The organism is Streptococcus fryi, from assembly GCF_053206505.1.
In genome coordinates, this window is sequence record NZ_JBRUGW010000026.1 from 1 (window position 1) to 12,260 (window position 12,260).

At 39.6% G+C, this 12,260-nt stretch carries 12 protein-coding genes; 11 read left to right on the forward strand and 1 reads right to left on the reverse strand.

Annotated features, from left to right (window positions below; translation table 11 throughout):
- Positions 1-280: 280 nt before the first annotated feature.
- Positions 281-1,441, reverse strand: a complete 1,161-nt coding sequence (locus tag ACVRZH_RS07410; protein ID WP_447454661.1) for an MFS transporter — start codon at positions 1,439-1,441, stop codon at positions 281-283.
- 231 nt (positions 1,442-1,672) lie between these two features.
- Here ACVRZH_RS07410 and ACVRZH_RS07415 point away from each other — a divergent pair, with 231 nt between their 5' ends.
- The 11 genes from ACVRZH_RS07415 (at position 1,673) to ACVRZH_RS07465 (ending at position 12,258) form a co-directional block, all read left to right on the forward strand.
- Positions 1,673-2,086, forward strand: a complete 414-nt coding sequence (locus tag ACVRZH_RS07415; RefSeq protein WP_447454662.1) for a hypothetical protein — start codon at positions 1,673-1,675, stop codon at positions 2,084-2,086.
- 6 nt (positions 2,087-2,092) lie between these two features.
- Positions 2,093-2,623 (forward strand): GNAT family N-acetyltransferase, encoded by a 531-nt coding sequence (locus ACVRZH_RS07420; protein WP_447454663.1) that lies wholly within the window; start codon positions 2,093-2,095, stop codon positions 2,621-2,623.
- Positions 2,616-3,239 (forward strand): HAD-IA family hydrolase, encoded by a 624-nt coding sequence (locus ACVRZH_RS07425; RefSeq protein ID WP_447454664.1) that lies wholly within the window; start codon positions 2,616-2,618, stop codon positions 3,237-3,239. The genes ACVRZH_RS07420 and ACVRZH_RS07425 overlap by 8 nt, the downstream gene beginning before the upstream one ends.
- A gap of 65 nt (positions 3,240-3,304) precedes the next feature.
- Positions 3,305-4,012, forward strand: coding sequence for an O-methyltransferase (locus ACVRZH_RS07430; protein WP_447454665.1), 708 nt, complete (start codon positions 3,305-3,307; stop codon positions 4,010-4,012).
- Between the two features lie 97 nt (positions 4,013-4,109).
- On the forward strand, positions 4,110-5,045 hold the full coding sequence (locus ACVRZH_RS07435; RefSeq protein ID WP_447454666.1) for a peptidyl-prolyl cis-trans isomerase: 936 nt from the start codon (positions 4,110-4,112) through the stop codon (positions 5,043-5,045).
- Positions 5,046-5,298: 253 nt separating this feature from the next.
- A complete protein-coding gene (locus tag ACVRZH_RS07440; protein WP_447454667.1) occupies positions 5,299-5,790 on the forward strand; it encodes an LURP-one-related/scramblase family protein in 492 nt (163 codons plus the stop codon).
- A 35-nt stretch (positions 5,791-5,825) separates the two neighbouring features.
- Positions 5,826-8,444, forward strand: a complete 2,619-nt coding sequence (gene alaS, locus ACVRZH_RS07445) for an alanine--tRNA ligase (protein ID WP_447454668.1) — start codon at positions 5,826-5,828, stop codon at positions 8,442-8,444.
- A gap of 76 nt (positions 8,445-8,520) precedes the next feature.
- Positions 8,521-8,979, forward strand: coding sequence for a Fur family transcriptional regulator (locus ACVRZH_RS07450; protein ID WP_447454669.1), 459 nt, complete (start codon positions 8,521-8,523; stop codon positions 8,977-8,979).
- Between the two features lie 118 nt (positions 8,980-9,097).
- Positions 9,098-11,035, forward strand: coding sequence for a heavy metal translocating P-type ATPase (locus ACVRZH_RS07455; protein WP_447454670.1), 1,938 nt, complete (start codon positions 9,098-9,100; stop codon positions 11,033-11,035).
- A gap of 30 nt (positions 11,036-11,065) precedes the next feature.
- On the forward strand, positions 11,066-11,233 hold the full coding sequence (locus ACVRZH_RS07460) for a hypothetical protein (protein WP_447454671.1): 168 nt from the start codon (positions 11,066-11,068) through the stop codon (positions 11,231-11,233).
- 326 nt (positions 11,234-11,559) lie between these two features.
- Positions 11,560-12,258 carry an N-acetylmannosamine-6-phosphate 2-epimerase gene (locus ACVRZH_RS07465; RefSeq protein ID WP_447454672.1) on the forward strand — a complete coding sequence of 233 codons (699 nt, stop codon included), beginning with the start codon at positions 11,560-11,562 and terminating at the stop codon, positions 12,256-12,258.
- Positions 12,259-12,260: the final 2 nt, after the last annotated feature.

Here is a 12,260-nt window from a genome sequence, read left to right on the forward strand (position 1 = left end):
TTCCATATGAGTCTTTCTAATGATGGTTTGCTTGCTTTTCATTATAGGTCATATGGGACTTTTTGATACTCAAAAGGCCCTATAATCTCTATGGTGGAGTTACCCACTACAGAAATTATAGAGCCTTAAATTAAGAACATCTACACAAGTTGAATTCACCAGAATGATCATATCATATGATGATTGAAAAGGAGCTAGGCAAATACGCCTAGCTCCTTTATGGTTTTCATGGATTAAAATTGCTTATTGTGCAATGAATTATCGGTAAGTCTTGTCGCTCTTATCTTAATAATCGTTTTAGCATTAGGCTAATTAACAAGAGGACTATTCCAAGGGAGACAAAGGCTTGAGCAAACCCTAGGCGATCAATCACCCACCCCATAACTGGGAAGATGACAATCATTGACAAGCTAACAATCATGGCGTGGACGCTCAACATGGTTGCCCTAATCTCTGATGGGAGCGAGTGTTGCAAGTCATTGCCGAAAATCGGTCCAAAGAAGCTGACCAAGCCTTCGCTGATAAGAAAAATAAGGGCGTAAAGTATAGGCTGATCAAAGGTTGCTAAGAGGAATAACAAACCTGTCAGGGGAATAATGGTTACAAAGACCTGTTTAGCCGTCCAACGCTGCCCAGCATGGCTAGCTAACCAAACAGCACCGATATTGATAGCACTAGCACCAAGCATGACAAGACTAATTTGCCAAGGGGTCAGATTCACCAATTCATTTTGGTAGTAAAAATAAAACATAGTGACCAAGGTCAATAGGGTTTGACTGATGAGCATCCACTCCAGTAATTTGGGATTGCCTTTGAAACAGTCTTTAACAGCAATTAGAATGGTTTTGATTGTTGGTGCTTGTTCGACTTTTTCTTTAATGTCTGGCTCTTTCATAAGGCTAATAAGACCGATGACAAGGATAGAGAGTCCGATTTGGATGATGTAGGTCCAGTTGAGAAAGCCGTGGACGAGAAAGGCGGCACAAACCATGCCGAGTGCGCGTGTGGCTTCGGAGACACCGGATAGGATACTGGAGATTTTCAAATACTTATCTTCCAGACCTGCTTGTTTGACCGATTCAAAGAGCATGGCATCGCTAGTGCCAGAATCAAAATTATAAGACCAAGCACTGACCATCATGCCTAGAGCATAAATCCAAATATCACCTTGTCCGTAAAGCATGAGCAGAGCAGATATAATGGCAGTTAATCGACTGATGTAGAGATTGGTTTTATAGCTAAATCGGTCTGCCATGACACCAGAAGGTACTTCAGATAAGAAACTTGTTCCGTGAAACAGACTTTCTAACAAGCCGATTTGCAGTAGTGACATGCCGTTTTGGCTAAGAAAGAGCAACCAAAAGGATGTGATACCAAAGAAGCTGAAAAATTCTAAGCCTCCGAGTAGTTTGATGTTTTTGATATAAGATTTGTGTAGCATAAAAAAGCCTCCTTAAAATGAGTTTTGACGATTAGGATAAAGCTTTTTATGTGTGCTACATGGTAGTGTCTCCTTTTGTTTATATTACCACTGATTATATCACAGAATTTTACCGTCAACAAGCGGATGTTTATTGTTGTATAAGGTGAAAAAGTGGTGTAATTGGTGTATAATGAAAACTAATTAGTGGCTTAGATGATGTACACGGTTGAGAGAAGAGGTGGAGGTGTTATGTTTCAGAAGATTTATGATTATGTGACGGGAAAAGGTAAGTTATTGACTATTCAGTTGACTTATCCAGAAAGCAAACGTCTGACATTTGAACGTCTTGGTGGAAAAACGTTTAGCATCAGTGATGAGCCAACAAAGACTTATGCTCTCCAGTCGGCATCACTCGTCACAGATACCCCTCAGCCACGTGTTTCAGCAGGTGCGATTGTTGGTGCCAGTTGGGCTGCTTTTAGAGGTGGCGATGTCTTAAAAGGAGCCGTTATTGGTGATGAACTTGAGCGACAAAGCGATAAACAGGCGAGACAGTATCGCTTTGTTTTTAGAGAAGTGACCAGTGGTGAGGACCGCCTTATATCGGTTAAATTAACCTTAGCACAACTTAAAGTGCTGAAAGGATTTTTTGGAATGAGGTAAATAGCTATGGAAAAAATGATTAGACGATTAACAGTAGCAGATGAAGTGGCATTTAGAGATTTTGAAGCTTCTCTATTAGCTGAAAAAGAGCAAGGAAATGTCTTTATCGAGACGGAAAAGGTTGATGATTTTGCAGCTTTTGTTGCTAAGCAAAGGCAATTTGAAACCCAGACAGATAACCCCGACTGGTCAACATCAACCAATTATTACTATTTTCTAGACGATGTTTTGGTGGCACGAATTGGTTGTCGCTGGGAGCTGAAAGGCAATTTACCAACGGTTGGTGGGCATATCGGCTATGTCACAAGACCAGAATATCGTGGTCAAGGTGTTATGACAGAGCTCTTACAATTTGCTTTGGACAGATATGCAGAACGTGGCATCAATCGCGTGTTGATTACGGCTTTGGCAGATAATATCCCTAGCCGAAAGACCATTGAAAAAGCTGGAGGTGTCTTGGAGAATATTATTGACATTGAGGATGGAAAGCGTTTAGCACGCTATTGGATTGATGGCAAAGGGAGAGAAGATGACTAGACCGACTTTTGTTTGGGATTTGGACGGTACCTTGATTGATTCGTATCCTGCGATTATGCGTGCTTTGGAGAGCACCTATAAGCATTATGGTTGGGATTTTGATTATGACTGGCTCTATCGTTATGTGTTGGATTATTCTGTTGGGCAATTACTTGATACGCTCGCTAAAAAGCATGACGTTGACGTTCAGAGGTTAAAAGCTTATTATTCAGCTGATTTAAAGGGACGTGATAAGGAGTTAGTGTTATTTCCAGAAAGTCTGCCTATTTTAGAGTGGACAAAACAAGAAGGCATACAAAATTTCATCTACACTCATAAGGGCGAAAATACAAAGACTGTCTTAGACTTGCTAGAGATTAGTGATTATTTTGTAGAGAGCCTACATAGTCAATCAGGCTTTGCTCGAAAACCAGACCCTCAAGCCATGGATTATTTGGTCGCTAAATATGGATTGGAACGCACTAATACGTATTATATTGGTGATAGGTTGTTAGATATGGTCTTTGCTCAAAATAGTGGTATTAAAAGCCTAAATCTGACACAACCAACCCAGAAAGGCAACACTCATATCAGCACATTATCAGCCATCAAGGACTTGAAGCTTGAGAATGGATAGGTGTTAGTAGAAACTTTTGTACACCATTCTTGACCACCCAATACCCCTATGATATACTTAAAAACATGGTTAAATCATACAGTAAAAATGCAAACCACAACATGCGTCGTCCTGTTGTGAAAGAAGAAATTGTTGCCTATATGCGCCAGCACCAGAAACCTGTTGCAGAGGGCTTGAAAGTTTTACAAGACTTTGCTCGTCAAGAAAATATCCCAATCATCCCGCATGAGACGGTTGCTTATTTTCGTTTTCTTATGCAGACCATGCAACCTAAAAAAATCTTGGAGATTGGGACTGCCATAGGTTTTTCAGCCTTGTTGATGGCTGAAAATGCCCCTGAAAGCCGAATCACAACCATTGATCGCAATCCTGAAATGATAGAATTTGCTAAGGAAAATTTCGCCAAGTATGATCATCGTAATCAGATCACCTTACTCGAGGGAGACGCAGTTGATATCTTAGCTCATCTTGATGACCGATTTGACTTTGTTTTTATGGACTCAGCCAAATCGAAATACATTGTTTTCTTGCCAGAGGTTCTAAAACGCCTTGAGGTAGGTGGTGTGGTTATTTTAGATGATATTTTTCAAGGCGGCGATATTGCTAGACCGATTGAAGAAGTAAGACGAGGTCAGAGAACAATTTATCGTGGGCTTCAAAACTTATTTGATGCGACCCTTAATCACCCAGACTTAACAGCAACTTTGGTACCTTTAGGGGATGGAATTCTCATGATTCGTAAAAATGCTGAGGAGATTATACTACCAGATTAAGCAAACTTTAAGAAATTATGCTATAATAGTAAAGTTAGAAAATTTAGATGAGAGTTTATTTCATTTAAGAAACAGTAATTGAGGAGAAATAACACCTATGAAAAAACGTTTTTGGGCAACAGGCCTTATCACCTTGATGTCAGTAGCGACTTTAGCAGCTTGTTCAGCTAACGGTAGTGAAGGGAATAAAATTGTAACGATGAAAGGTGATACCATCACCGTGTCAGATTTTTATGAGCAAGTCAAAACGACACAGGCTGCTAAACAAGCGGTTTTAACACTTGTTTTGAATAAAGTCTTGGAAGAACAATACGGTGATAAGGTATCAAAAGATGATGTTGCGGATGCCTATAATAAGATGGCTGAGCAATATGGTGAGTCTTTTGATCGAATCCTTGAGTCACAAGGGATGACAAAAGAGGCTTATAAACAACAAATTCGTACTGAAAAATTATTAGAATCAGCCGTTACAGAAGCAGCTAAAGCTGAATTAAACGATGAGACTTATAAAGCAACTTTTGACTCTTACCAACCAGAAATGACAGCACAAGTGATTATGACCGATTCTGAAGATGATGCTAAAGCAATCTTGGAAAAGGCTAAAGCAGAAGGAACTGATTTTGCTGCCCTAGCTAAAGAAAAATCAAAATCAGAAAAAACAGAATATACCTTTGATTCGTCGTCATCAGATTTACCTGCAGATGTCAAAACAGCGGCTTTTGGTTTGGCAAAAGATGGTTTGTCAGAAGTAGTGACAGTATTGGATGTTAAGAACTATACAAATAGCTATTACATTGTGAAAGCAACGAAGAAAACAGAAAAAGGTAACGACTGGAAAGCATATAAAAAAGAGCTTGAATCAGCCTATCTTAACCAGAAAAAATCAGACCCTACTTTTATCAATTCAGTTGTTAGTAAGGCTTTAGAAAAAGCAAATGTTAAGGTTGTTGACAATGCCTTTAGTAGTATTTTAGCTCAGTATGCAAGTGTTGATGATGCGAAGACTGATGATTCAAAGGCTGAAGGAAAGTAAGTCCTAAAGTGAGCTTTGGTTGACGAGCTTTCAAAAAGCTTGTATAATAAGCCTATCAAGAATTGTTTATCATAAGGGATGTGACAGAAAGTTGGCGGTTGTTGCGAGCCATACAGACCAGATAATCATGCTACTTGTTAGTTTTACAACAAAATACGTAATAAGAATGACAAGTTCATTGAATGAAGGTGGTACCGCGGTTTTTCGCCCTTCGTCTAACTGGACTTGTCTTTTTCATTTTGAGGAGATAAAGATGACAAAATACCACGTCAAACAAAAATTTAAACTAGGTGGTGAAGCTTTTACAATAAAAGATGACTCTGGTCAATTAGCTTATCAGGTAAAGGGGAGTTTCTTAAAAATTCCAAAGACGTTTGAAGTGTTTGATAGCAAAGGTAACACTGTTAGCCGTTTAGTAAAACCTTTACTCACCTTTTTACCGCGTTTTAATGTGGAAATGGCTGATGGACAGACTTTTACGATTCAAAAAAAAATAACATTTTTTAGGGATCGCTATACCATTCAAGGTTTAGGACTTGAAGTTGTTGGTAGCATCTGGGATTTATCATTTCGATTAGTAGATCAAGATGGTGATATGGTCGCAAAAATTGATAAGAAAATTTTTAATTTGACGTCTACCTATGATGTCGATGTGAGAAAAAAAGAATACGCAGATCTTATTATCTCACTAGTTGTTGCTATAGATTATGTAGAAATGCTTGAGGGAGCAAGTAAGGGTAATTAAACCTATCCTTATCAAAGAAGTGGAGGAAGAAAGACATGAAACAATTATCATCAGCACAGATTCGCCAAATGTGGTTGGAATTTTGGAAATCAAAAGGTCATTCGGTTGAGCCATCAGCCAATCTTGTTCCTGTTAATGACCCAACTTTATTATGGATTAACTCTGGTGTAGCCACCTTGAAGAAATACTTTGATGGGTCAGTGATTCCTGATAACCCTCGTATCACCAATGCTCAAAAGTCTATTCGTACAAACGATATTGAAAATGTCGGTAAGACAGCTCGTCACCATACCATGTTTGAAATGCTTGGTAATTTCTCAATCGGTGACTATTTCCGCGATGAAGCTATCGAGTGGGGTTACGAATTGTTAACAAGTCCAGACTGGTTTGCTTTTCCTAAAGACAAATTATACATGACTTACTACCCAGCTGATACAGATTCTTACAATCGTTGGGTGGCATTAGGTGTTGATCCGAGTCATTTGATTCCCCTAGAAGACAACTTCTGGGAAATCGGTGCTGGTCCTTCAGGTCCAGATACAGAAATTTTCTTTGACCGTGGTGAAGCCTTTGACCCAGAAAATATCGGTATTCGACTTTTGGAAGAAGATATTGAAAACGACCGTTACATTGAAATCTGGAACATCGTTTTATCACAATTTAATGCAGATCCAGCTGTTCCACGTAGCGAGTATAAGGAACTCCCAAATAAAAACATTGATACGGGAGCAGGTTTGGAGCGTTTGGCGGCTATTTTCCAAGGGGCAAAAACAAACTTTGAAACTGACCTCTTCATGCCAATCATTCGTGAATTAGAAAAATTATCTGGTAAGACTTACGATCAAGATGGCGACAACATGAGCTTTAAGGTCATTGCTGACCATATCCGTGCTCTGTCATTTGCGATTGGAGATGGTGCGTTACCTGGTAATGAAGGTCGTGGCTATGTTCTTCGTCGTTTGCTTCGCCGTGCGGTTATGCATGGACGTCGTCTTGGCATCAATGAGTCATTCCTTTACAAACTTGTTGTGACAGTAGGTCAAATCATGGAAAGCTACTACCCAGAAGTGCTTGAGAAACGCGAATTTATCGAGAAAATTGTTAAACGTGAAGAAGAAACCTTTGCCCGTACGATTGATGCAGGTTCTGTTCACTTAGATGAGGTGCTTGCTGACCTGAAAGCTAAAGGTGAAACAAGACTTGATGGTAAAGCCATCTTTAAATTATATGACACTTATGGATTCCCAGTTGAGTTAACAGAAGAATTAGCTGAAGATGCTGGTTTTGCTATTGACCACGAAGGTTTCAAAGCAGCTATGAAAGAGCAACAAGACCGTGCGCGTGCTTCTGTTGTTAAGGGTGGTTCAATGGGGATGCAAAATGAGACCCTTGCTGGTATTGTTGAACCATCAACATTTGTTTATGACTTAGACGAACTTGGTGCTCAATTATCAGTAATAGTTGCAAATAATGAGCGTGTTGACACTCAATCATCTGGTGAAGCTCTTCTCGTCTTTGATCAAACGCCGTTCTATGCCGAAATGGGTGGACAAGTGGCTGACCATGGTACCGTGCTTGATAGTGAAGGTAAGCTTGTTGCGCGTGTCACAGATGTTCAAAAAGCACCAAATGGTCAACCATTACATACAGTTGAAGTTCTTGGTGATTTAACAGTGGGTCATAACTATAAACTGGTGATTGATAAGTCTCGTCGTCACCGTGTCATGAAAAACCACACAGCAACACACTTATTACATGCTGCCCTTCACAATATTATTGGTGAGCATGCCACTCAGGCTGGTTCATTGAACGAACAAGAATTCCTTCGCTTTGACTTTACTCACTTTGAAGCAGTGACTGCTGACGAACTTCGTCGTATTGAAGAAGAAGTTAACCAACAAATTTGGGATGCTATTCCAGTTGTGACGGTTGAAACAGATATCGATACAGCTAAAGAAATGGGAGCAATGGCCCTCTTTGGTGAGAAGTATGGTAAAGAAGTTCGTGTCGTTACAATAGGTGACTACTCAGTTGAACTTTGTGGAGGAACACACGTTGCCAACACAGCTGAAATTGGTATTTTCAAGATTGTCAAAGAAGAGGGGATTGGTTCAGGAACCCGTCGTATCTTAGCAGTGACCAGTCGTGAAGCTTTCCTTGCCTACCGCGAAGAAGAAGATGCTCTGAAAGCAATTGCTCAAACCATCAAATCTCCACAAATCAAAGAAGTACCAAATAAGGTTGCAAGCCTTCAAGAACAGCTTCGTGAATTGCAAAAAGAAAACGCTGAGTTGAAAGAAAAAGCAGCCGCAGCTGCTGCTGGAGATGTCTTCAAGGATGTTAAAGAGGCTAATGGTTTGCGTTATATTGCAACACAAGTTAATGTTTCAGATGCTGGTGCTCTACGTACTTTTGCTGACAATTGGAAACAAAAAGACTATTCAGACGTTCTAGTTCTTGTGGCAAGTATTGGTGATAAGGTCAATGTCTTAGTAGCAAGCAAGTCTAAGGAAGCCCATGCGGGTAATCTTATTAAAGTCCTTGCCCCAATTGTGTCAGGTCGTGGTGGTGGTAAACCAGATATGGCTATGGCAGGTGGTAGTGATGTTAAGGCTATTCCAAACTTATTGGCTGCCGTTCCAGAAAACTTATAAACTTTTCAAGTTAATATTTTTAGTATGTCTAGGAAATGGTGTATAATGAAGAAAAAAGAAAAGGAGGAAGGGGATCATGTTGTTCGACAATACCGATATGACAGATTATCAAATGGCTTTTGACCATGCCATTCAACATCTTAAAGACAAGCATATTCGCATTACAGAGACCCGTAAGGCTATCCTTTCCTATATGATTGAAGCGCGCCATCATCCTAGTGCAGAACAGATTTATAAAGATTTAAAACCTGATTACCCACACATGAGTTTGGCGACCGTTTATAATAATCTTAAAGTTTTGATTGAAGAAGGATTTGTTAATGAAATAAAACTAAGTCATGACAACACTTCTTACTTTGATTTTATGGGGCATCGCCATTTGCATATTGCCTGTGAACGATGTGGTAAAATTACTGATTTTGTCGATGTGGATATTCCTCATGTTAGGCAAGAAGCGGAGGCGCAGACTGATTACAAAGTAACACGGACACAGTTGCTCATGTATGGGATTTGTCCAGATTGTCAAAAACGTTAACGGAGTACCTTAGGGTACTCTGTTTTTCAATTTATTTAGAATGATTATAATTAAATTGACACGAAAGATGATTAGGTGTACAATATTAATAAGAATCATTCTAAAAGAGGTGGTTGATATGGCTATCAAGAAATATATGACGTTTTTAGATACGGGGCTTTGCTTATTATTGATTTTAGTGGGTCTCATCTGTCAGCAGTTTGATATAGGACTAGCGAGTCTGTTTTTTATTTTGGCTTTCATTGTTGGTGGTTATCAGTCTGCTAAGGAAGGGATTGTGGAACTCTTATTTGAGAAACACTTGAATGTCGATATTCTAATGGTACTTGCTGCTATAGGTGCAGGTTTTATTGGTTATTGGATGGAAGGAGCACTACTGATTTTTATTTTCTCTTTATCTTCTGGATTGGAGGAGATGGCGATGGAGAAAAGCCGTACAGCTATTGCTCAGTTGATGACTCTTCGTCCGACAACGGCTAGAAAGCTGTTCTCTGATGAACATATCGAGGAAATAGCGACATCGGACTTGGTTGTTGGTGATCGGCTTCAAGTTCGAAAAGGAGAAATTGTACCAATTGATGGGTGCTTGCTGAGTGAAATAGGTTTGTTTGATCAGTCAATGGTGACAGGTGAGCCTCTTGCTGCAGAAAAGATGTCAGGTGACGATGTCATTGGTGGAACCATCAATCAGGGAGAGACTGTTGAAATGTTAGTGACTACGAAAGCGGGTGAGACTGTCTTTGACCAAATTATCCGTCTTGTTGAAAATGCAGAGAAAAACCAAAGTCGAACTGCGACATTGATTGAAAGACTTGAAGATACCTATGTTAAAATAGTCTTGATTTTGGTGCCGTCATTTATCCTTTTTGCTTATCTTGTACTTGGTTGGGATTTGATGGAAGCTTTTTATAGAGGCATGATTCTGCTGACGGTTGCTTCGCCATGTGCCTTAGTCGCTAGCTCCACACCTGCAAACCTATCAGCTATTAGTCGTGCAGCTCAAAAAGGTGTGATGATTAAAGGTGGTGACATTGCTGATAGATTGGGCGAAATCAAAGTTCTTGTGACAGATAAGACGGGAACATTGACCAAAGGGAAACCTTATCTGACGACGAGTTACTATCTTGGTGATAAAAATCTTATTCAATCTTTGTTAAAAACAGCAGAACAAGGTTCTAATCATCCTATTGCAAATGCCTTTTTAGAAGCTTATCAGCAAGTTCCGATTTTGGAATTAGAGGATATTCAAGAAATTACTGGTCAAGGTTTGAAAGTCATTTATCAGGATAAGACTTGGAAGATTGGGAAGCCAGGTTTTGCTTGTTCAGAGTTAAAAGAACCTCTTTCACAAGAGATACTTAGAGATATGGCAGACTTACAAGAACAAGGTAAAATGATTATTACTATGAGTTGTGATGGGGGACTTCAGGCTTATTTTGCTCTTGAAGATGAGATTAAAAAAGAAGCTTATCAGACCCTTACAGAGTTGAGAGATCTAGGTATTGAAACTGTTATGGTGACTGGAGACCAGGAAAATACGGCAAACCACATTGCTCGACGCTTAGGTATTGATAAGGTATACGCCAACTGTATGCCAGAAGATAAAGCGAGAATTTTAACTGAGTTGGAGCAGACCTATGGTATGGTCGGTATGGTGGGTGATGGTATTAATGATGCACCTGCTTTGGCTACGGCTGGTGTTAGCTTTGCTATTGGTGAGGGAACTGATATTGCCATTGAGAGTGCCGATGTTGTCGTTATGGAGGATCTTCGTCATATTCCTTTTGTTATTCGGCTATCTCATCAGATGAGACGCATTGTCATGACAAATCTGCTCTTTTCTATTTCTGTGATTGCTTGTTTGATTTTGGCCAATGTGTTTAAGGGGATTAGTCTACCATTAGGTGTTGTTGGTCATGAGGGTTCAACTATATTAGTTATTCTCAATGGTTTACGCTTGCTAGTTTTTGAAAAACATGTCAAGCAGACGCTAAGTTCTAAGGCTGTTCATTTGCCTTGTCCAAATAGTTGTTACTTATTGGAGAATAGGTTATAATAAACCATACTATTCACTTGAGGAGAGCGTATGACACCGATTCGTATTATTGTCATCTTTTTATTTGTATTTTCAGTGGCTAAAATCATTCTTTTTTACAAGTACTTTAAATTATTTAAACCAAAACCCTTAAGTCCAAGAGAGCTTCAAGCCTTTGATAAGGAGGATGACGAGGCTTTCTTTGAAGAAGATGATTGAGTTTATTCATGTGATGTCTAATAATGACGATGTTAAATGGTTCTGATTAATGTAACTAGGAGGCTGGATATTGTAATCTAGCCTTTTTTGATGTCATCTCTTTATCTGATGAAGGTTTCATCTACCTCATTGCCTCACAGGAGCAGCTAGTTTTAAGAAGTCTTATTTGACTTGAAAGTATTTTCAATATTTTGGGGAGGAGATAAAAAAATGAAAGTAAAATCTAAAGAGTTGTAAGGTCTTGTCTATTTGTCAAAAAGCGTTAAAATATAAATGTAAGCGATATCATAAATGATATAAACGTAATTTATTAAAGGAGAAAGGAAATGAGCCGATTAACAAAAGAACAATTTATAGACCAAGTTAAAGACGGTCTCATTGTTTCCTGTCAAGCCTTGCCGCATGAACCGCTATACAGCGAGACTGGTGGAGTCATCCCTCTCTTAGTAAAAGCGGTGGAACAAGCAGGAGCTGTTGGTATCCGAGCTAATTCGGTGAGGGATATCAAGGAGATACAAGCTGTGACAGACTTGCCGATTATTGGGATTATCAAGCGTGATTATCCACCGCAAGCCCCATTTATCACAGCGACGATGAAGGAAGTTGATGAGTTAGCAGAACTTGGCATTGCCGTCATAGCTCTGGATTGTACAGACCGTGAGCGTTACGATGGTTTAACAGTTGCTCAGTTCATTGCTCAAATTAAGGAGAAATACCCAGACCAGTTATTGATGGCTGATATTTCAACTTATGAAGAAGGGATGACTGCCTTTGAAGCAGGAATCGACTTTGTCGGAACAACCCTGTCAGGTTATACAGAGTATAGCCGTCAGGAAGATGGACCAGACTTGGAGTTAATGAAGCGATTGACAGAAGCAGGTGTTGATGTTATTGCAGAAGGAAAAATCCACTACCCAGACCAAGCTAAAGCCGTCAAAGAGTTAGGTGTCACAGGCATTGTTGTTGGTGGTGCTATTACAAGACCAAAAGAAATTGCAGAACGGTTTATCGCAGCTCTGTCCTAAAG